Source organism: Pseudomonas sp. RIT-562 (assembly GCF_026241895.1).
GTDB classification, from domain to species: Bacteria; Pseudomonadota; Gammaproteobacteria; order Pseudomonadales; family Pseudomonadaceae; genus Aquipseudomonas; species Aquipseudomonas mandelii_F.
In genome coordinates, this window is the sequence record NZ_JAPJIV010000038.1 from 1 (window position 1) to 20,436 (window position 20,436).

The 20,436-nt window shown below is 55.3% G+C and carries 17 protein-coding genes and 1 pseudogene; 10 read left to right on the top strand and 8 right to left on the bottom strand.

Going from position 1 to position 20,436, the window contains the following annotated elements:
• Positions 1-59: 59 nt before the first annotated feature.
• The 3 genes from ORL50_RS28230 to ORL50_RS28240 all read right to left on the bottom strand — a co-directional run bounded on the left by ORL50_RS28230 (position 60) and on the right by ORL50_RS28240 (position 3,265).
• The gene (locus tag ORL50_RS28230) at positions 60-1,142 is read right to left on the bottom strand and encodes a BMP family ABC transporter substrate-binding protein (RefSeq protein ID WP_266019932.1); all 1,083 of its coding nucleotides are present in this window, start codon (positions 1,140-1,142) and stop codon (positions 60-62) included.
• A gap of 81 nt (positions 1,143-1,223) precedes the next feature.
• Positions 1,224-2,222 carry an isopenicillin N synthase family dioxygenase gene (locus tag ORL50_RS28235; protein WP_266019934.1) on the bottom strand — a complete coding sequence of 333 codons (999 nt, stop codon included), beginning with the start codon at positions 2,220-2,222 and terminating at the stop codon, positions 1,224-1,226.
• Between the two features lie 95 nt (positions 2,223-2,317).
• Entirely contained in the window at positions 2,318-3,265 is a 948-nt protein-coding gene (locus tag ORL50_RS28240; RefSeq protein ID WP_266019936.1) for a LysR family transcriptional regulator, read from the bottom strand.
• Between the two features lie 369 nt (positions 3,266-3,634).
• Between ORL50_RS28240 and ORL50_RS28245 the strand changes: the two genes are divergently transcribed.
• The 5 genes from ORL50_RS28245 (at position 3,635) to ORL50_RS28265 (ending at position 9,167) form a co-directional block, all read left to right on the top strand.
• On the top strand, positions 3,635-4,720 hold the full coding sequence (locus ORL50_RS28245; protein ID WP_131672091.1) for an apurinic/apyrimidinic endonuclease family protein: 1,086 nt from the start codon (positions 3,635-3,637) through the stop codon (positions 4,718-4,720).
• A gap of 52 nt (positions 4,721-4,772) precedes the next feature.
• Positions 4,773-5,621, top strand: a complete 849-nt coding sequence (locus tag ORL50_RS28250) for an aromatic ring-hydroxylating oxygenase subunit alpha (RefSeq protein WP_131672090.1) — start codon at positions 4,773-4,775, stop codon at positions 5,619-5,621.
• 23 nt (positions 5,622-5,644) lie between these two features.
• The gene (locus tag ORL50_RS28255; RefSeq protein ID WP_266019940.1) at positions 5,645-7,402 is read left to right on the top strand and encodes a Rieske 2Fe-2S domain-containing protein; all 1,758 of its coding nucleotides are present in this window, start codon (positions 5,645-5,647) and stop codon (positions 7,400-7,402) included.
• A gap of 10 nt (positions 7,403-7,412) precedes the next feature.
• Positions 7,413-8,057: a glutathione S-transferase family protein gene (locus ORL50_RS28260; protein ID WP_266019942.1), complete on the top strand. Its 645-nt coding sequence runs from the start codon at positions 7,413-7,415 to the stop codon at positions 8,055-8,057.
• 120 nt (positions 8,058-8,177) lie between these two features.
• On the top strand, positions 8,178-9,167 hold the full coding sequence (locus ORL50_RS28265) for an isopenicillin N synthase family dioxygenase (protein WP_131672088.1): 990 nt from the start codon (positions 8,178-8,180) through the stop codon (positions 9,165-9,167).
• A 94-nt stretch (positions 9,168-9,261) separates the two neighbouring features.
• On the opposite strand, the gene ORL50_RS28270 is transcribed toward ORL50_RS28265, so the two are convergent.
• Both ORL50_RS28270 and ORL50_RS28275 read right to left on the bottom strand, forming a co-directional pair.
• On the bottom strand, positions 9,262-10,062 hold the full coding sequence (locus ORL50_RS28270; protein WP_266019945.1) for an outer membrane protein OmpK: 801 nt from the start codon (positions 10,060-10,062) through the stop codon (positions 9,262-9,264).
• A 365-nt stretch (positions 10,063-10,427) separates the two neighbouring features.
• Positions 10,428-11,771 (bottom strand): nucleobase:cation symporter-2 family protein, encoded by a 1,344-nt coding sequence (locus ORL50_RS28275; RefSeq protein WP_266019947.1) that lies wholly within the window; start codon positions 11,769-11,771, stop codon positions 10,428-10,430.
• A 316-nt stretch (positions 11,772-12,087) separates the two neighbouring features.
• Between ORL50_RS28275 and ORL50_RS28280 the strand changes: the two genes are divergently transcribed.
• The 5 genes and pseudogenes from ORL50_RS28280 (at position 12,088) to ORL50_RS28300 (ending at position 16,255) form a co-directional block, all read left to right on the top strand.
• On the top strand, positions 12,088-12,750 hold the full coding sequence (locus ORL50_RS28280; RefSeq protein WP_266019949.1) for a GntR family transcriptional regulator: 663 nt from the start codon (positions 12,088-12,090) through the stop codon (positions 12,748-12,750).
• Positions 12,751-13,207: 457 nt separating this feature from the next.
• Positions 13,208-13,336, top strand: a pseudogene (locus ORL50_RS28285) (carbamate kinase); the annotation flags it as partial.
• A gap of 48 nt (positions 13,337-13,384) precedes the next feature.
• Positions 13,385-14,848, top strand: coding sequence for a DUF3300 domain-containing protein (locus tag ORL50_RS28290; RefSeq protein WP_266019951.1), 1,464 nt, complete (start codon positions 13,385-13,387; stop codon positions 14,846-14,848).
• On the top strand, positions 14,845-15,768 hold the full coding sequence (locus ORL50_RS28295; protein WP_266019953.1) for a DUF2950 domain-containing protein: 924 nt from the start codon (positions 14,845-14,847) through the stop codon (positions 15,766-15,768). Before ORL50_RS28290 ends, ORL50_RS28295 begins: the two co-directional genes overlap by 4 nt.
• A gap of 217 nt (positions 15,769-15,985) precedes the next feature.
• Positions 15,986-16,255: a hypothetical protein gene (locus ORL50_RS28300; RefSeq protein WP_266019954.1), complete on the top strand. Its 270-nt coding sequence runs from the start codon at positions 15,986-15,988 to the stop codon at positions 16,253-16,255.
• 118 nt (positions 16,256-16,373) lie between these two features.
• Here the strand turns inward: ORL50_RS28300 and ORL50_RS28305 are convergent, their stop codons facing one another.
• The 3 genes from ORL50_RS28305 to ORL50_RS28315 form a co-directional block, all read right to left on the bottom strand.
• Complete coding sequence (locus ORL50_RS28305) at positions 16,374-18,800, bottom strand: TonB-dependent siderophore receptor (protein ID WP_266019955.1); 2,427 nt, start codon at positions 18,798-18,800, stop codon at positions 16,374-16,376.
• 79 nt (positions 18,801-18,879) lie between these two features.
• Entirely contained in the window at positions 18,880-19,848 is a 969-nt protein-coding gene (locus tag ORL50_RS28310) for a FecR domain-containing protein (RefSeq protein ID WP_266019957.1), read from the bottom strand.
• Positions 19,841-20,380 carry a sigma-70 family RNA polymerase sigma factor gene (locus tag ORL50_RS28315; protein ID WP_266019958.1) on the bottom strand — a complete coding sequence of 180 codons (540 nt, stop codon included), beginning with the start codon at positions 20,378-20,380 and terminating at the stop codon, positions 19,841-19,843. The genes ORL50_RS28310 and ORL50_RS28315 overlap by 8 nt, the downstream gene beginning before the upstream one ends.
• Positions 20,381-20,436 lie beyond the last annotated feature (56 nt).

Here is a 20,436-nt window from a genome sequence, read left to right on the forward strand (position 1 = left end):
GGCTTTTTCATGGTTTCACGATGCTAACGGTAGACGTGCATTGCGCTCCTCACCCTTGATTAATTCGGCAAATCTGCAGTGATACCTTGGACGTAAAAATTCATGCTGGCGAGATCGGCATTGCTGGCTTTTACCCCTTCAGCAATTCGAACTTGGCCCGTCTGGTCCAGCAGTGGTCCATCGAAGGGGTGGAAGGCTCCAGTCTTGATGGATGCGATAATTGCCTGAGCTTCAGCCTTGTAGGCTGCAGGGACCAGATCGCTGACCGGCATATGCAGTGCGTCGTCAGAGAGGCCGCCCCAGTAGTCCGCTTCCTTCCAGGTGCCGTCAAGTACCGACTGGGTGGTACGTATATAGAATGGCGCCCAGTCATACACAATCGACGTCAACACAGAATGCGGGCCAAACTTGGCCATGTCTGAGGCATAACCCACGGCAAACACACCTCTTCGCTCTGCTGTCTGAATCGGTGCTGGGCTCGCGGTGTGCTGGAAGATCACGTCGGCGCCTTGATCGATCAGTGCATTGGTGGCATCTGCTTCCTTGCCAGGATCGAACCATGCGTTCAACCAGATGACCTTAACCTGCGCCCCTGGGTTGTACTTGTTAAGGGCCAGTTGAACTGCGTTTATATCGCGTAGGACTTCGGGGATTGGAAACGATGCGACATAACCAATCGTCTTCGTCTTGGTCATCTTCGCGGCAAGATAGCCTGCGACGTAGCGTCCCTCATACGAAGTCGAGAGGTAGGTACCGAGATTCTTGCCGCGCTTATATCCCGTGGCATGCTCAAACGTAACCTTTGGAAATTGCTTGGCAACGCTCGCCATAGGATTCATGTACCCAAAGGACGTACCGAATATCAGGTCGTAGCCACTCTTCGCCATGTTGCGGATGACTCGTTCTGAGTCGGCTCCATCGGCGACGTTTTCCACAAACGTTGTCTGAATCTTGTTTCCCAGTGTTTGTTCGAGTAGCAACCTCGCCTGCTCATGCTGATAGGTCCAACCGTGATCCCCAACGGGGCCGGTGTACACGAAACCCACTTTCAGCGGGTCCGCGGCGTAGCTCGCAAAAGCTGCCGTCAAGCCCATACCAGTGACCATCCCCAGTAGCCATTTTTTAAGCGCAAGTGTTTTCATCGTCGCCAAAAGCTCCGTGCGGGGTATTGTCAGAAGGGCTGGATCAGGGCCAGCGCGATCGCGCTGGCCGTGCATACCGCATTACATGGCGTAGGTTTTGCGGAACATGTTTTTGTAGTGATCCTCGACGGTGATCATCGGGTACTTAGGCGACTCTCCTGGAGCCAGGCATTCTTGGATACATTCGATCTTGTGATCAACGTTTCCAGAATAGAAATAGGGCACTGAGTAGCGCTCGTTCCCTGACAAATTGACCACCCGATGCAAGGTTGAGCGGTACAGATCATTGGTCCAGCGTGCAATCAGGTCGCCTATGTTCACCACGTAGGAACCAGGCACAGGCATTGCCCAAATCCAGCCGTCACTTTCCTGATCCCAAACCTGCAACCCCGAATTATCGTCCTGTAGCAGTAGCGTCAGGCCGCCCCAATCGGTGTGTGCTCCGCAACCTTTTTCACCAGGTGCTGCCGAAGGCGACTGGGGCGGATAATGGAGCAACCGCAAGGTCGTCATCGCGTCGTGGCAGAAGCCGGCAAAGTGCTGCTCAGGAAGACCCAGGGACAACGCGACACCTTGCATCAGCAGTTGCGCTACAGCCTCCAGCTCCCATTGGTACTGCTCCATCGTCGCACGAAACTCAGGCAAGGCTTCTGGCCAGAGGTTTGGACCTTGGTTGAACTTACCGTTCAACACATCAGGGTGGTCCAGTGGTTTATCCTGCCCGATATAAAATCCCTCTTTGACATCGGCAGGCGCCCCGGCCTCAAGCACCTGATTGCGTAGCGGCTCGTAGCCTCGATTTGCTTGAGAGAGCGACTTATCAACCTTGGCTTTTTCTTCGGATGCCAGTGCAAACAGCTTCGCTGCTTGGTCGATGACTCGCTGCTGGAGGTCCGAAGATATCTCGTGACCGGTCACATAGAAGAACCCTTTATCGCGGCAAGCCTCACCGATTTGCCGGCCAACCTTGGCGCGTACCGCGTGGTTCGATGAGCGCAGCCCGGACATATCGATGATCGGCAGCGATGCCGCAGTATCGGAGATTTCAATGGTTGTTGGTACGAGTTGAGCGTTTGCCATGGGAGCAACTCCTGCTTGAATACTTTTAGTGTCATCGGTTGAGCCGCATACGAAAAGCATCGAATATCGCTCTAGCTGATGCTTTTTTGGCAGCACTAGCCAAGAGCCCCGTAATCAAGGGCCTCTTGGCGCTCGCGGAGCAAAATCTCATCTGCGAGAATTCTGGCAAAGGCGTCAACGGCAGTCGGGATGTAACGTCCTGCCCGCATATACAACCCAAGATCGCAAAAAACCCCGCCGCCATCCGTGAGCGGCAGCATCTTGAGCAGCTTCGCCTCCAATTGCGCCTCAATACCAAATCTGGTCTGAAAGGCGATGCCACGGCCCCGGAGCACCATCTGCTTAGCAAGTTCGAGTGAGCCAGACTCTATCCGGGCTTTGCCTGGAATATTCGCTGCCTTCAGCAGGGCCGCCAATCGGTGGCGAGTCGATAACTCAGGTTTGCCAAGGATGAGATCATAATCGGCGCATGCACCGAAACTGACTTGAACTCTTGCGCCCAATGGATGCCCTGGGGGCACGATTGCTCCAAGTCGAAAATGCCCGAGTGCGAGCTGCTGAAGTTCTTCGTGTCTGGGCAGCGCAAACGCCAAGCCAAGGTCAGCGTCTCCCGTCACGATAGCGTCAGGAATGCCTTGGGCGCCGCATAGCGAAACCCCAATGGTCACCCTCGGATAACGCTGATGCATTATCTCCATCACCGTTGGTAAGAGGTCGACCGCGAGCGTCTCTACCGTTACCAGTTCTACATGCCCAGCACGCAGCCCCTCCATCGCGTCAAACTCTGCGCGCAGCCTTTCAACGTCATGCAGGACCACACCAATGTGACGCGCGAATAATTCGCCGGCGGGCGTCAATCGGAGTCCGGAATTGAGCCGATCGAACAGGGGCGCACCAATGTCATCTTCGAGCTTAAGTATCTGACGGTTTACCGCTGATGAGGCGACATTCAAGCGCCGCGCGGCTTCGCGGATGGACGCGCAGCGGCGGACCATGTCGAAGTAGGTGACCGCAACTGAGTGAAACTTTAAACGGCGAGCCATTGGTAATACCTGAAATCACTATGCGGGCTTAGAGATCTTCAGCCCAAGCGATGCTAGGGCAAAGACTGGAGTTAGCACGCTTGTCCAAGCAGACATCCGAATTATCAGCGCACCAATCTGAGTCGCAAATGGAGATTAGCGCACCTCTTTGGAGCTGTGAGCCTAGTCAAACGTCTTTGGACCCTTTCATCAAAAAGTTGTCCGAGCAGTCAAATAAAGGGCTGACCGTACCAATCAAGTGAATTGGCACAGGACGTGCTTTGACATCGGTACAACTGGTATACCAGATTGAATGTCTGGAAAGCCATAAAATCTGATAATGACAGCCAATGGCTTTTGACTCTGGCTTGCGCGATAGGGGATCAACACATGAAAAAGATGTTCAAGCTGGGATGTGCCGGCCTCGGCATTCAAGCGTCGTCCGTGGAGCGACCGGTTTCCCTGGTCGAACTGCCCATCCTCGAGCAGTTCAAGCTGGTGAAGGAAGCGCAAGTCTGGGACTTTATCGACCGTATCCCGAACAACCGTCAGGAGCTGGACGAGTACATCAAGGGCAGCCAACTCTACGATCTGCCGGTTCTGTCAGGCAGTGGCTGCTACACCTTGGGGCTCGATGAGGCACTCATCAGGGAAAACCTAGATCTCACCGTTGAAGTAGGCGGCAAGTACCACAACTTCATGGTTTGGGCCAAACACAAGGACGGGCACTACGTCACCAATGAGGAAGTGGTTGCCTGCTACCTCGACGCCTATGAGTACGCTACCAAATCTGGGGTGATCATCACCTTCGAAAACCACGTCGACATGTGGTCTGAAGACTACCGGCGGGTGCTGGAAGTAGCCGATATGGTGGAGGCTCGCGGTGTGCCATTCAACATGGCCATGGATTACAGCCACTGCATTTTCAAGATTGAAAACGAGGTCGAGCACGCAGTTTCACAGATGCGCGGAGATAACGAGGCCATCGCGATGCTCGACCCGTTCAATTCCGACAGCTACGCAGATCAATGGCTTAGCCGCAACCTAGTGCATTGGGCGCAGATGAGGCCAGCGGCACCCAACGGCCCATTGAATTGGTGGGGCTTTGAGACTGGCCCTTGGGATGCGAAAGGCATTGACCGCCCAGGTCGATCTATTCAGTACCCATTCGAGCGTCCGGCCAAGGGGGAATGGCACACCGATATGTGGCATGCGCACAAGTTGGCTTGCACCAAAGAAGTGACCCGCAAAGTCATCGACGCGTATCTGCAAAGTGACGACACCTCACTGTCGCTGATGACCATCGACAACATCAATCTGAACGCCTACGGCTTAGGCTGGAAATACAACATGTTCGCTGACAGCTGCGCCTACGCGAACTTCGTTCGTGAGCTGTATGCCGAGCGTGCAGCTGTCCATCAAGCCCGCAGTGCTGTTTCACCTACCGAATTCGTTGCCCAGTACCGGGCTCAATAACCCTGACTGGCCCGGTGATTCCACAGTGCGCCGGGCTGCAGAAGGCATTTCCATGCACGTAGAAAACAGCTTTGTAATCGACGACTGGTATCCCGTCGGGGCGCTGGCCGAGACAGTCAGCGGCCGGAAGTACCACACTCGAATTTTGGGTACGGCGATCTGGTACCAACTTACGGATGACGTTGTATCCGCCGGGCTGGCAGATCACACGGCGAAGCTAGCGTCCAAGAACATTTATGGTCTGCTTTGGGTGTCGCTGAGCGATAACCCTAGGGACGTCATCGCAATACCGGAGTTCGCGGAAGCGGACCGCAGAGTAGTCAGCGCCGGTTCGATCCGAGTGGCTACGTCAGGGCTGAGGGTCATCGAGAACTTTCTCGACATGGCGCATTTTCCGTTTGTTCATACCGACATTCTTGGCGCGGAGCCCCTGACTGAGGTCGCCGCTTACGATGTAGAAATAGATGAAGCGGCTGATGAAATTCTAGCGGTCAATTGCCGTTTCCCGCAGCCCAAGGGATCAGCCGCTGCGAGTGAGCCGGTGGAGATGCAATACGTCTACCGGATAGCTCGCCCTTTCATTGCCATCCTCTACAAAACATGTGTGATCGATGCCAACCGCTTGGATGTGCTTGGACTTTTCGTGCAGCCGGTGGATCAGGAGAGCTGCATCGCTCACACGATCATGTGCTACCTGGACGACATCAACACCGACAAACAGCTACGCGACTTTCAGCAACGCATTTTTGGGCAGGACATCATGATCCTGATCAACCAAGTCCCCAAGGCCTTGCCCCTTGATCCAAGGCATGAAACGCCCGTGCGAGCGGATGCACTCTCTAGTGCCTATCGACGCTGGCTTAAAGACAGAAACGTGACGTTCGGCACCACCCGTGGGTGAGCTCTATTAGCAGGTGATGAGATATGGTTTCGTTGAATCAACAATGGCACGTGATTGCTAGCTCCGAAGATTTGCCGTTCAGGCATGTGTACCAGACACGTCTGCTTGGGCAGGAGCTTGCCGTCTGGCGTGACGACGCCGGTGAAGTTAACGTATGGGAAAATCGCTGCCCCCACCGTGGTGTGCGTTTAAGCCTGGGCTTGAATGTCGGCGACCAGCTCAAATGCCAATACCACGGCTGGAAATACGAGAGCGGCTCGGGGCAGTGCTCGTTTGTACCGGCACATCCCGGTGCAAAACCTAGCACTGCATGCGTTCGCACGTTCCAGTGCGCGGAAGTAGACGGTGTGGTTTTTGCTCGGCTTGAGGCCGCAGGATCTGGACACAAACCGAACAACACCGCACCGATCGATGCGAGCGTAGCGAGCAATCTACGAAGCCAAACTGTATCCCTGAACGCCATAGAAGCGGCTGGCTTGCTACAAGAAGCAGCTGCATTATTTGCCCCTGTGTTGGGGGGTAGTGCCGATAAGATTCAAGTACTCGCGACCGGTCTGATAATCGATCTGACGTGCGCAGGGCTATTGGACAGCCTGCGGCTGTTCGTGCAGCCGGAGTCAGATGGACGAGCAGTAATACACGCCCGTCTTTACTCTAACCGCCCTATCTCATTGCAGCGTAAATGGACTTTCATTGAGATCCTGGGAAAGCTGTTCTTGCCTACCAAAGAGAGCACCAGCAGTGTTGCGGCTCTCCCTATCCGACTGATTGCCTCTGATGCAACACCTCAGGCAGAAACGAGCAAGCCCGCGGCAAGCCAGCAGTTCTGGTGCACCGTTACGTCGCGCCGTAGTGAAACCCCGGACATTGACTCTTACTGGCTTACGCCTGACGAACCACAAGAGCTCGATCTCGAGCCGGGGATGCATATCAGCGTACTCACGCCATCCCGACACCTGCGCCAGTATTCATTAGTGAATACCCCCGAGGAACGGGACGTATTGGTGATCGGAGTCAAGCACGAAGTGAACTCACGGGGCGGCTCACGCAGCATGCACGCCGACGTGCAAGTAGGTACTCGAGTCCAGGTTTCACTGCCGCGAAACCAGTTCATCCTTCAGCCACCTGGCCGTACAGCATTGCTGATCGCGGGGGGAATCGGGGTCACACCGATCTTGGCGATGGCTTTACATTTGCAGCACGTTGGGCGCCCCTATAGCTTTCATTATCTGGCTCGAGGCGAGCAACATGTCGCCTTCCCAGATCGAATCGCCACCTTGGCGAGCGGCCGTCCACCTTATCTAGGGTTGGATGTCCCTGGGACCCAACGCACGATTACCGAACTGCTGGAGTCGGTTGATAGCGACAAGCACGATGTGTACGTTTGCGGCCCGCAACAGATGATCGAGTTGGTGGCTGCGGTTGCTCAGCAAGCGGGTTTTACCCCAGAGCATATTCACTTCGAATACTTTGGTTTGACGCCTTCCACTGGCTCAATACCCGTCACAACAACGACCCAGTATCAGGTTGCGATCAATTCCACAGGCCAGGAGTTCACCGTTGAACCGGGGCAAACACTTCTAAAGGCGTGTCTGGATCACGGCATAACAATAGATTACTCCTGTGAGCAAGGCGTCTGCGGGGCTTGTGTTACCTCTGTTATCAGTGGCGATTTGAAACATGAAGATGTCTACCTTTCGGCTAAAGAGAAGGAAGGTGGGAAATTAATAATGCCATGTGTATCAGGCTGTAATTCTAAGAAGCTGGTGTTGAATATTTAATCGGTGCCCCATGTTGAAACTTTATGATTTCGAGTTGTCCGGCAATTGCTTCAAAGTCCGATTAATGATGTCGATCCTCGGTCTCGTTTATGAGACCGAGGTCGTAGAATTTTATCCAGGACGGGAGCATAAAACTCCAGCGTTTTTGCAAATCAATCCGCTGGGGCAGTTGCCGGTGCTAGAGGATGGAGAAAAAACCATTCGTGATTCCCAGGCGATTTTGGTTTATCTCGCTGCGATGTATGACTCGACGCATCAATGGTATCCGGTCAATCGCCCCGACGTATTAGGAGATATCCAGATCTGGCTAGCATTTGCCGACAACCTAACTGGTTCCATTTCAGCAGCGCGGTTGCACGAACTGTTCATGTACGACTTTGATGCCGAGAGTTGCCGTTCTCGCGCCTACGATCTTTTGGATGTCATGGATAAACATCTTTGGATGCAGCGGCAACGGGGCTTCACTTACCTATGCCCGATGGCACATGCGACGGTTGCTGACATCGCCTGTTTTCCATATGTCGCGATGGCGGACGAAGCGGGATTATGCCTGCAAGATTATCCATCCGTGCGTTTGTGGTTGGACGAAGTTAAGCGCGTTCCTGGATTTACAGTAATGTCAGGAATTTTTCCTGCTGGAGACACAGCGCACTAATCAGGATTGGCAACGAGGAAGCGTCGAGCGGAGCATCGGCGCCCTGAGAATACTTGCTGAACCGATCAACCTGTAAGTACTGCCTTGCTACTATAACCTTTGGCTGAATGAGGCTTGGAAATGGTCATTTACACCCCGCCATCTGTGGCAAAGAACATTCCCGTTATCGATTTGCTAGACAGCTTTTCCCACGACCTCGAAAAGCGCAAGGCAGTAGCTTGGGAAATTCATAAAGCGGCTCGACAAACCGGTTTTTTTTACATAAAAAACCACGGGGTTCCATTAGAACTGCAACAGGCGCAATTTGCGGTAGCCAAAGATTATTTCCGCAGCCCGCTTGAAGATAAAATGCGAATCAACTCTAAGAACTCGAGTTGCCTGCGTGGCTATGAGCCTCTTGCGGCACAAACCCTAGACGAGGGGTCTCCACCCGATTTAAAGGAAGGTTTCCTTCTGGGGCGAGAGTTAAACGAGGCGCATCCTCATGTTATGCGCAGGACTCCCTACCATGGCCCCAACCAGTGGCCGGAAGGAAGTCCAAGATTTCGCCAGCATACCGAAGATTACATGCGCTACATGGATCTCCTCGGCCGCAAGCTGGTTCGCTTGCTGGCGTTATCGTTGCAACTTCCTGAGGAATTCTTTGACGAAGGTCTCAAGGAGCCGATGATTATCACTCGTATGCTTCACTATCCAAGTCAGCCGGCCGATGCGCGTGAAAATCAGCTGGGTGCCGGCGCGCATACTGACTGGGGTCTAATCACTCTGCTGCTGCAGGATGAAGTAGGTGGTCTGGAGGTTCGCAATGCCGATGGTGAATGGCTGAAAGCACCTTACATTGATGGTACTTTCGTAGTGAATCTGGGAGACATGGTTCCGTTGCTGACGGACGGCCTGTATCACTCCACCATGCATCGGGTCTTCAACGCCCGACAAGACGCGGCCCGTTACTCGATCCCGACTTTCTTCGATCTGGATTACTACTATGAAGTTGAAGTCGTACCGTCACTTCGCAAACCTGACACAACCTACCCTGCACCTATCACGGTAGGGGGGCACATTGCTGCAATGTTCGACAAGACGTTCGGCGTGAACCAAGCCACGGCATAATCACGCACCGCAAAAGAAAGGCCACCTTCGGGTGGCCTTTTTATTTTGTGTCTGCAGAACTATGGAGGGCGAACTCCTGGTTCGCCCTCTATAGTTAAAAATAATATTTCACAATCAGACTGGTGACATTCTGATCGGTGTTGTATTCCTTCGTGCTTTCGATAGCGTACTTGTTAGACCAATTATTGTACTCAATGCCAGCATAAAAGTGCTTCGCTTCATAACCTAGGTATTTACCAATGTCGTATTTCACCTGTGGATTGAAAAGCAGGTTGCGATGGTAGGTCCCCTTATTGTTGACTACCCAATCCAAATAACCGTCGATAACAAGGTCGGAGCGTCCGATTGGAATTGTATAAGCCCAGCTTGGAGTAATCTGCCATTGGCCATCGGGGGCGGCGCCGCCATCTGGTTTGCGGTAATAGAAGTTTATCTGGAAATAATCGAAGCCTGGAAGCGCGAGATCAAACCCAGGGCCTAGCAGATAATTGACCTGATCGTGTGCGCCATTCCGGTCGTTCTTATCCCATTCAATGCTTGTTGCAATTAGCACATCCTTGATCGGACCGAAGGCAAGGTTACTGTTGAATATTTTGCCAAGTGAAAGACGCGGGGCCGCCTCACTGTAGATAGAATGATGCCCGTCATTATAGGTCCCGCCTCCAGGATACCAGTTATTATCCATGAAAAAATACACGTCGCCCCACGACCAATCGCTGAAATGTTCATAGGTTATGGTCTGAACAGTCTGGGCATCAACTTTGAATTCTTTGCCATATTGGTAAGTAAGGCTGTCGCTATGCCAATTCATACCTGCAAATGCAGATGATGGAAGACATGCCATTCCCAGCAGCCCAGCAGCGCCTACCGCAGCGACTAATTTATGAACTTCCATTCTACCTCCAGTATATAAAACTGACCGAGTGATCAGCTATTTATATATAGCAAGTATGGGGCCAGTTAAACGTTCTATTGCGCAGAGTTTACAGGCAAAATCAACACATGAAAGAGTGTTTTTGCTCTGTACGAGAGCATATAACTAAATGGCGGGGTATTACGGTGCGGGATATTTATCTCTCAAGCAACCTGATGGTGCGCCCGCGCCCCATAATAATCGGCTGTTTCAGAGGTAAAAAAAAAGCGACCGATAACGGTCGCTAAGCGCAATCCTGACTTGGGAGCATTAAGGCAGGCACCACTTCATTTCTTTGAAACGTTAATCAATACTTTCTTACTGCACGAATCAGTTCGAATCCATTATTACAGAACTTGCGATTGAGCAGGAGCTGACTCGGATCCTTGACGTGATGGTGCTGCCCCTAGTCCATTGAAGAACAAATTTAGACTGGTGGCGACGATAGCGGTTAGTAAAATAGGGCTTTCAAGAATAGGCCCTAACGCAGACGGTAACTTGCTGAAGAAGTGCGGAGATACTACTGGCAGCAGACCTATTGCAAGGCTGATTGCCACGATATACAGGTTGCCTACTTTCTTGAAATCTACCCGAGCCAGGACTTTCATCCCACTGGCAGTCACCATGCCGAACATTACAATGCCCGCACCACCCAACACATAGGGAGGTATGGAGGCGACGAAATACGCGACCTTCGGAAATAATCCAAGCACGATTAGTATTATCCCGGCACAGGCGCAAACCCAACGGCTGCGCACCCCGGTGATGCTGACTAAGCCTATGTTCTGCGCATAGGAGGTATAAGGAAACGTGTTGAATATGCCGCCAATCATGGTGCCTGCAGCATCGGCACGAAAACCCCGGACCAGCGTTCTTTCGTCCATTGGTTTCTCAACGATCTCGCCTAAGGCGATGAACATTCCCGTTGACTCGATGAATGTAACCAGCATCACGATGCACATGGCTGCTATCGGCCAGATATGAAAGGTCGGTACGCCGAAATGAAAGGGTTTGATAAGCCCGAACACCGGTGCTTCCTGAATCCCCTCCAGGCTTACTAAACCGGCCATCGCTGCCACTGCGAACCCGAATACCAGCCCTAGAAGTACAGAGATGTTATTCAGAAAGCCTTTGGCATACCGCACAATTAGCAGAATACAGACCAACACTGCAGCAGCGATACCAAGATAGAGGGGACGACCAAAATCCGGATTTCCAAAGCCTCCGCCAGACCAAGCGGCGGCTACGGACATCAGCGAAAGTCCAACCGCGACGATCTCTGTTCCCGTCACCACGGGCGGAAAAAAACGCAGTAGCTTACCCACCAGTGGCGCGACAGCCAGGCCGAACAAACCAGCAGCGATGGTAGCCCCAAAGATCCCCGACAAGCCCACTGTAGGGTCGGAACCGATCGCAATCATGGGGCCGATAGCTGTGAACGTTACTCCCATCATTACAGGCATGCGAATACCTATAGGACCTACACCGAGCGCCTGAATGATGGTGACGATCCCGCACGCGAATAGGTCGGCGTTGATTAGAAAGGCGATGTCGGCCTTAGACAACCCAAGCGCCGCACCCAGCACCAGTGGAATCGCCACGGCACCTGCGTACATCACCATGACGTGCTGGCATGCCATTAGGAGCATTGGAATGAAGCGCACATTATTTCTGGATGGAAAGTTCTTCATACGGACCTGCACTGTGGGGCTCCCTGGTTATGGCAACGGCAGGAGCTAGTAGTCGAAGAGCACTCTGAAAAGCCAGATAGAGTTTCTGGTATACCAGTACATATCGTACGTAAGCATCCTTCATGCCAGATCTCAAAGCTGTCTGGTTGATCAGGTTTTTGAGGGCTGCGCTGCTAATCCAGGTCGGGCTTTTTCGACCAAAATGCCCCTCTTCGGACCATTTTTCTGCAGATGCTCCCCAAGACGGTGCCAAGCCCGCCGGAGAAGGCGGTGTGATAGGCTACCCGGCTGCGAATATCCATCGATAGCTGGTGCCATGCTTACTCATAAAATTGTTTCCGCTATTTCAGACGCCATCTATCATCGCCGACTACCACCAGGGACCAAGCTGAACGAGAGGGACATTGCAGAGCTGTTCGACGTTAGCCGCACCGTTGTAAGGCAAGCGTTGATTCGCTTGTCACAAGATCGGCTAGTCGTGGTCTCGCCTAAACGTTCTTCAACAGTTGCCTGCCCCACCTTCGATGACGCCTACCAGCTTTATCAAATGCTGCTAGTCATGGAAAGCGGAGTCATTGACCAGTTGACCCGCACCATCAGTGAAAAGGATTTGGAAACCCTACGGGCTCATACCCTTAAGGAGCGAGTCGCCTTCGAAACCCACGACCACGATCTTGGCGACCAGCTTGGCCGGCAGTTTCACTCGCTACTTATATCGTTCCTGCAGAACGACATCCTGAACCAGATCCATACCCAGCTTCGACGCCAAGAAGCGCTTATAAATGCCTTGTACCGTTCAGGGTTCGACTACTGCCAGCTACGAGATGAGCATTCCCGCCTAGTCGACTGCCTCGAGCGTAAAGATGGAGAGTCGGCTAAAGCCCTTTTAGCATCGCACTACAATCTGGTGATCAAGGGGTACAAGTTCAACACGGCGATACCGCCAGAAATCGACCTCAAAGCGGTACTCGGTTTGTAGTGACGGTGAGGTTCAGAGCAGGGTAGCCTTTTGTAGCTAGAATAGGACAAGGAAAACCCGCTCAAGCATCACAAGTTTCAGCGGGACGCCAGGACTTTGAGCGGCCCTTTACCTCCGCCTCGCGTCTGCAGCTAGCTGCATAAGAGGTAATGGTGGGTATTCCAGTCTTGAAAACTTGGTAGCCTTCAATGGGAATGTTCCGCAGCCCGATGCGCAGATAACTAATCTTGCCGACTGAACGTCTTTGCCCATGGTCTTTATCAAGACTGGCCGCAGTCGGCCAATAGCAGACAATCGGACGTTCTATCAGCAGTTAATCTGAAAGCTTTCCTCCATCCATTAGTCTTTTAAAGCTACAGTCAATCAGATACCGACCGTGGGTCTTGTGGTCAGGCGCGAGTCCATTCCAAGACGGTCCAGGTGGGATGCTGCTAACGCCTCAAACGCGCAGAACCCCGCTCATGAGTTCGCCCGGCAGACGGGAAAAATCGCCGTAATCGGCTCGTTGTCGGACATTGAAGCTATTGTTCAGGGCAAGGCTGGCACCCGCGTGAGCATCCCGACACCGGGAATCAGTTATCAATGAGGACTGAACCCGATTAATGCCAGTCCGCCTGGCCACTTGGAGGGCGTAATGCGCATTCCATTGATCTGCGCGTTATCAATCGTACTGTTTTCCCATGGGCCTGGGTGCCTGGCGCAGCCTGTGGATGCCACCCCAGTGGAGGCACCAAGCTCGACGACTGCCAAAGATGCGGTCTTCAATCAGGAACAGTTGGATCAAATTCTGGCGCCCATTGCGCTTTATCCAGACCCCCTGCTAGCCCAGATACTCATGGCCAGCACTTATCCGGGGGAATTGTCCGAGGCCGTCACTTGGTCCAAGCAGCACCCCAAGGCCAAAGGTGATGATGCAGTCAAACAAGTAGCAAATCAGCCTTGGGACCCTAGCGTGCAGGCGCTGGTCGCTTTCCCGCAGGTGCTGGCGATTCTCGGGCAGGACTATGTTTGGGTTCAGCGCCTTGGCGACGCTTTCCTGGCGCAGCCCGACGATACTATGCAGAGCGTGCAACGCTTGCGGCATCAGGCACAGGCCGCGGGCAACCTGCCCAATAACCAGCATCAGAACGTGACTGTGCAGAACGTGACAGCACCCGCGCCTGTATCGTCATCGACAACCGCGTCCTTGCCTCCTGCCAGCTCGTCCTCCACCATCATCATCCAGCCCACCGATCCGCAGGTGGTGTACGTGCCCACTTACAATCCGACAACCACTTACGGCACCTGGCCCTATCCGGCGTCACCGCCCACCTATTACCCCCCACCACCGTCCTATTATCCTGGTTCGGCATTGGTCGCAGGGCTGGCATTCGGTACCGGTGTCGCGATCATTGGCTCGTTATGGGGCGACTGTGACTGGGACAATAACGACATCGATATTGACGTCGATCGCTACAACAACATCAATCGCAACAATCAGATCAGCACTACCCAGAACAAGTGGCAGCACAACGCCGTACATCGCGATGGCGTTCCCTACAGAGATAACCGAAGCCGCCAGGATTATGGCCGACAACTTAACGGTTCAGATCAGCGTCAGGCCTACCGAGGGGACAATACGCAGCGAGTCCAGGCCCGTGAGAAAGCTCGAAATTCCATGGAAAAAAGCGGTTTCGAGAGACCAGCTGCCAGCAACAGGCAAGCCCGCGACCAAATGCGCGAGGCTGAGCCCGGGATGGCGGCAGGCAATCGAATGCAGGCCGGCGCAGATAGAACGGGAAAAGCTGAAAGAGGCCAGGGTAATGCTCCGAACATTCGCGAAAAGCCACAATCCAGCAGACAGGACCCTCAATTGAATCAGCGCCGGGAGGACCTGACCAAAACGCGCCAAGGAGCGCACCAGCAACCGGTCTCCAGCCGCGGCAATGCCCGTAACAACGCATTCGCTGGAGTGGGTTCACCCACCCGATCCGATGCGCAGGCCTCGCGTGGCAGGGCCAGCCAGGCTTCGGCCCAGCGCCAGGGCGCCACACGATCTGCCGGCCATCAGATCAGTCGGCCGTCCAGCCCGGCGCGTTCAAGGGGAGGACGTCGATGAACAGCCGAGGCCGGGTTAACCTACGGGTGAAAGTGCTCCCAGCTGCCCTGTCGATCCTCATAGGCCTCTCATGGGCATGCGTGGCGATGGCGCAGCAGGGACTTGCAAGTCCGGAAGAAGCAGCTGCAGAGTTGGTCAAGGCACTTGGCAAGGAGCACGCAGACACGGCGCGCCTGACAAAGCTGCTGGGAGAAAACTGGCGCAGCGTCATTCCCCGCAAAGGGGTGCAACGCAGCGACGTTGATATTTTTTTAAAGCAATATCACGAGCAGCACCACATCGAAAAACTCACTGATCGCAAGGCAATACTGTCGGTCGGCAGTGATCATTGGACCCTACCTATTCCGATCGTCAAAGTGGGAGACACTTGGCGGTTCGACATGAAGGCCGGCAGCGATGAAATACGTGTTCGTCGAATCGGCCGCGACGAACTTGCCACGATCCAATCTGTGCTGACCTATCACGACGCCCAGATGGACTATGCGTCGCAGGATCGTAACGGTGACGGTGCACTTGAATATGCGCAGAAAATCTTCAGCACGCCTGGGACGCACGACGGGCTCTATTGGGCAGATGATAATACTGGCCAGATCAGCCCACTCGGCCCGTTGTTCGGCAACGCGACCGTCGGTGAGGACTGGCACGGTTACCACTTTCGCATTCTCAAAGGACAAGGCGCCTCCGCACCAGGGGGTGCCTACAGCTATCTGATCGGGAACAAGATGAGCCGCGGTTTCGCTCTGGTAGCGTGGCCTGCAAAGTACGATGACACCGGAGTGATGAGTTTCATGATCAGCCACGAAGGACAAGTGTTCGAGAAAGACCTGGGCCCGCAGGGTGACAAAATGGCGCAATCGATGAAGCTTTTTAATCCTGACAACAGTTGGAAGGAAGCATCTGTTGACCATGTGCCGCAGTGATGACCTGCCCGCCAGGCCAACTCTTCTAGCCCCCGGGCCTACTCGACCGACAACCACCCAGTCAGGCAGCACTGCGCTGCATTGCGGATGCTGCTCTGCGCGACTCGTCACAGCAAAAAAATTTGAACCGCTTTAGCACGCGCTCGCCTAATGATCAGCTTGTGAACAATTGCACAGGCACAGTGCCAATACCGGCATACTCCCAGAGGTGTTCGACGTGGCTAAAGACGAGAAGAAAAGCAAAGATGAAGCTTCCAAAGCCAGCAAGGACTTGAAAGACAAAAAGTCATCGCCGGCCAAGAAATCAGCGGCGGCCTCGGCTCTTTCGAAATCTTCCGATAAGAAAGACAAGAAGAAAGATGCCGAACCAAAGAAATCTGCCAAAAAAGCTGATAGCAAGCCAGAGAAGGCAAAGAAGGCCGATAGCAAGCCAGACAAGGCCAAGAAATCCGACAAGGCAGATAAACCGGCGAAAAAGAAGAAGTGATACCTGCTATCCGCTAGGGCGTTACGCCCTAGCTTCAGCCTCCCCATCCGTGTTGCCGAGAGTTCAGCAAAGTCGCGACACTACCAAACAACCAGTCTTAACAATAAATCCTCCCCCATTAGAAGCTGTAGCGCGCGGTGAGTTTTACGTTGCGTGGGTCGCCATAGATGTCGTACGGGCTATAGGCTCCATTGGCCACGCTGCTGTAGTAGGTGCGGTCGAACAGGTTGTTTACGTTGAGCTGCAGATCCAGTTGTTCGCTGGCCTTGAAGCCTGCCACCAGACCGACCACCGTGTACGAGCCCTGCTGGTTTTTCCAGGCAGTGGCGCCGGAGCCTCCTGAAGTGCGGATGCGGCTCTGCTGGTAGATATCGCCGCCAATACGCCAGCGTTGAAGTTCATCGGGCAGGTTGTAGATCGTGGCCAGCTTGAACAGCTGTCGCGGTTTGGCGCGGTCAAAGTCCTCGCCTTCGCGGGCGGCGTTGGCGTCGCTGACGTATTTGGTCTGGGTGTAGGTGTAGCCGGCGGCCAGTTGCCAGTTGTCGGTCACAGCGCCCTGGATTTCCAGGTCAATGCCCTTGCTGCGCACCAGGCCCGCGGCTTCATAACACGCGCTGGCGGCGCCGGAACCGCAGCCTTTGGATTCAGGCAATTCCTGGGCACGATTGTTCTGATCGATCTGAAAAACCGCCATGCTGGCGTTTAGTGCGCCATCAAAGTATTCGCCCTTGATCCCCAGTTCATAGTTCTCACCCACCACCGGGGCGATCACTTTGTGGTCCAGGCCTTTGCTGCTTTGCGGCTTGAAGATATCGGTGTAGCTGACATAGACCGAGTGATGATCGTCCAGGTCGTAGACCACGCCGGCATAACGGGTCAGGTTGCGCGTGATCTTGTAATTGCTCTCACTGTTTGCGCTGTCATCGAATTCGTACCAGTCCAGACGGCCGCCGAGAATCAGCGACAGTGGCTCGGTCACACGCAGGCGGGTGCTGGCGTAGACGCTGTCCTGAGTGGTGGTCTCGGGGAGGCCGTTATCGCCAGTGACGTAATCCGGCTTGGCATGCCCACGCGGGTCCCACTCGAATAGATTGCTGCCCGCGTCGATGAAATTGCTCCAGGCGTCACCGGAACGATAATCCAGCTCGCGCCTGCTCACGCCCAGGGTCAGGTCATGCTCTTGACCGAGCATCTGGAAGGGACCGCTGAGTGCCAGGTCGTAGCCGGTTTCCTTCTGCTCCATGGCCTCGGTCCACAGATAGTGCCGATTGTATTCCCACACCGAAGAGGCCAGCACATCGGTGTCGGTCTTCGATTGCATGGCGGCCGCGCGCAGCGTCCAGTCGTTGGCGAAGGCGTGCTCCAGGGTTGCGAAATAGCCGGTGGTGCGATTGTCCGAGTACTCCCAGTCATGCCCCAGGAAAGTGTCGCGTGGCAGCCCCAGATGTCCACCGCCACGGGCCATGGGCAAACCGCCCCAGATGTAGTTGGTATGGTTCTTCTGCCGATAGGCACCGAGGGTCAGGGTGGTGCTTTCGCTCAGGTCGGCGTCGACCACGCCGTAGTACAGGTCCGCATCACTTTCCACCGAGTCGCGGAAGCTTTTGGCGTCTTGGCGCGATATCACGGTACGCGCACGCAGGGTGCCGCTTTCATTGAGTGGGCCGCCGATATCCAGCGTGCCGGCATAATCGTCCCAACTCCCGGCACTGCCGGTGAGCGTGGCCTGGAATACATGGGTCGGGCGCTTGCGCACCAGGTTGATGGCGCCACCGGGGTTGCCCGCGCCCTGGGCGAGCCCGGCGGCGCCACGAACGATTTCGACCCGGTCATACATGGCCAGGTTGGCTTCGCCGCTGGGCAGGTAGGTCAGGAAGCTGGTCGGAAAACCGTCGTACATGATGTTGTCGATGTCGAATCCGCGCGCGCTGAAATTTGGCCGCCCTACCCCCCCGGAGTTATTGAGGAAAATGCCCGGCGCACTTTTGGCGACATCGCTGATGCTGGTCATAGCCTTGTCGTCCATGCGCTTGCGCGTGACCACGCTGACCGACTGCGGCGTTTCGCGCAAGGTCAGGGGCAGCTTGGTGGCAGTCTGCATGGTCCCGGTGGTGTAGGAACCGCTGTTCTCGGTAGTCGCGGCCAGGTGCTGTCCGTTAATGCTGGTAGCCCCCAGTTCCAGACTGCTGCCGGCCTGCTGCGGCGTCAGTAGGTACAGCCCGCTACCCTGCGGTGAAGCTTGCAGGCCGGTGCCCTGCAGCAGTTGCTGCAAGCCACCTGCCACGCTGGTGGCAGCGTTCAGACCCGGGCTGCGCAACCCTTCCACTAAACCCGGTTCGATAGGCAGGGTGATATCCGCCTGGCTGGCGAACTCGGACAGTGAACTGCTCAGGTCACCGGCTGGCACATGATAGGTACGGTTTTGTTGAGCGCCTTGCTCGGCGGCCTGGGAGGCAGCGCAAAGGCTGCCGCCTGCGATGATCAGACCCAGTGCGGCAGCATGTACAGCCCGCGCCAGTGGTTGCATGCCCAGCTTTGTTGCCATGTGTTCGTCCCTGCCCTGTGAAATTGATGTAGTTACAGCAGGGACACGCAACCTGAGGAAAACACGACAATGATTCTTATTAAGTATTCGCGCGCGCGGTGAGGGTGACCCAATAGGGCGTTCGGTAGTTGATGTTTACCGGCAGAGTCTGGCTCAGGGCGTGGAGAACCTGCTCGGTGTCACGCAACTGGAAGACGCCGGAGATCCGCAAGGCGCCCACTGCCGGATCACAACGCAACAGGCCTGGTCGATAGCGACCCAGCTCGCTGATGAAGTCATCGAGGCGCATCTTGTCGGCACGCAACACCCCGCCAAGCCAGTCGAGTCGATGCTGCGCCAGTGCCATTGAGGGCTCCGCAGCCTGGGGGAAGATATGGGTCTGCCGGCCGGCCGCCAGATGCAACTGGCCGTCGTCACCCCGTGACAATCGCGGACGCACTTGCGCCGCGCCCTCCAGCGCGGCGAGGTAAGTGCTGCGCGGGTACTGACGGACCAGAAAGCGGCTGCCCAGCAGGGCGATTTCCGCTTCGGCGGTATCGATGATGAACGGACGACTGGCGGGCTCGCGGGGAACCTCGACGAACATCTCGCCGGCGATAAGACGCACTCGACGAACGTTGTCGTCGTAGGCGATATCGACAGCGCTGCCGGTGTTCAGGCGAATCTGTCCGCCATCCGGCAGCTGCAGTGTGCGCTGTTCACCCGTGGCGGTGCGCTCGTCCGCCTGCCACTCGCGCCATGGCAGACAGCGCTGTGCGGTGAAACCAAGCGGGACGCCGACGATCAACAACGCCAGGGTCTTGAGCGTCTTGCGACGCTCCAGGCTGCGCGGGCGCTCCAGAGCTGCCCGTCCGGCACCTGCGCAAAGCTGCCGGGCCTGGCTGCTGAAGCGCTCGGCCAGCTGCCAAGCCCGCTCATGATCAACATGCCGCGCCCGCCACTCGGCGCCGGCGGCGTGCTCGGCGGCGCTGGCGCCATCGTTCTGCAAGCGCACGAACCAGCCAGCCGCTTCACGGGCAATGCGCCGGTCGATGGGTGTATTACTCATGCAGCGCGCCTTGGCTGGCGAGCACGATGCATTCTTCGAAAGCCCGCGCCAGGTAGCGCTGCACCGAACGAACGCTGAGATTGAGCCGGCTGGCGATTTCCTCCTGGGTATAACCCTCCACCTGCGCCATCAGAAAGGCCTGGCGGGTTTTGCCTGGCAACAGGGCAAGCACCTGGTCGATCTCATCGAGGGCTTCGAGCACCAACGCCTGGTGTTCCAGCGACGGCGCCAGCTCATCCGGCGTCTGCGCCAGCGCGGCCAGGTAGGCCTGCTCCAGAGAGCGGCGACGGTAGAGGTTGATGCTCAAGCGATTGGCGATAGTGGCCAGGTAGGCGCGCGGCGTCGTGAAGTTAAGCGGCTCGCCAGGCGTACTACCGAGCAGCCGCACAAACGTGTCCTGGGCCAGATCCGCCGCATCCGCGGCATTGCCCAGGCGCTTGCGCAGCCAGCCCTGCAGCCAGCCGTGGTGGTGGCCGTAGAGCTGATCGATGGACTGATGCCGGTTGAGGTTTGCCGATGAAGTCGAGTGCACGGGATAGGATAGATACAAATGAGAATTTGTCGCATTCTATCAGTGAACGCTCTTAC

Coding starts and splice junctions, on each gene's coding strand:
- ORL50_RS28230 (WP_266019932.1), bottom strand. CDS start 1,142: ATGAAAACACTTGCGCTTAAAAAATGGCTACTGGGGATGGTCACTGGT.
- ORL50_RS28235 (WP_266019934.1), bottom strand. CDS start 2,222: ATGGCAAACGCTCAACTCGTACCAACAACCATTGAAATCTCCGATACT.
- ORL50_RS28240 (WP_266019936.1), bottom strand. CDS start 3,265: ATGGCTCGCCGTTTAAAGTTTCACTCAGTTGCGGTCACCTACTTCGAC.
- ORL50_RS28245 (WP_131672091.1), top strand. CDS start 3,635: ATGAAAAAGATGTTCAAGCTGGGATGTGCCGGCCTCGGCATTCAAGCG.
- ORL50_RS28250 (WP_131672090.1), top strand. CDS start 4,773: ATGCACGTAGAAAACAGCTTTGTAATCGACGACTGGTATCCCGTCGGG.
- ORL50_RS28255 (WP_266019940.1), top strand. CDS start 5,645: ATGGTTTCGTTGAATCAACAATGGCACGTGATTGCTAGCTCCGAAGAT.
- ORL50_RS28260 (WP_266019942.1), top strand. CDS start 7,413: ATGTTGAAACTTTATGATTTCGAGTTGTCCGGCAATTGCTTCAAAGTC.
- ORL50_RS28265 (WP_131672088.1), top strand. CDS start 8,178: ATGGTCATTTACACCCCGCCATCTGTGGCAAAGAACATTCCCGTTATC.
- ORL50_RS28270 (WP_266019945.1), bottom strand. CDS start 10,062: ATGGAAGTTCATAAATTAGTCGCTGCGGTAGGCGCTGCTGGGCTGCTG.
- ORL50_RS28275 (WP_266019947.1), bottom strand. CDS start 11,771: ATGAAGAACTTTCCATCCAGAAATAATGTGCGCTTCATTCCAATGCTC.
- ORL50_RS28280 (WP_266019949.1), top strand. CDS start 12,088: ATGCTTACTCATAAAATTGTTTCCGCTATTTCAGACGCCATCTATCAT.
- ORL50_RS28290 (WP_266019951.1), top strand. CDS start 13,385: ATGCGCATTCCATTGATCTGCGCGTTATCAATCGTACTGTTTTCCCAT.
- ORL50_RS28295 (WP_266019953.1), top strand. CDS start 14,845: ATGAACAGCCGAGGCCGGGTTAACCTACGGGTGAAAGTGCTCCCAGCT.
- ORL50_RS28305 (WP_266019955.1), bottom strand. CDS start 18,800: ATGGCAACAAAGCTGGGCATGCAACCACTGGCGCGGGCTGTACATGCT.
- ORL50_RS28310 (WP_266019957.1), bottom strand. CDS start 19,848: ATGAGTAATACACCCATCGACCGGCGCATTGCCCGTGAAGCGGCTGGC.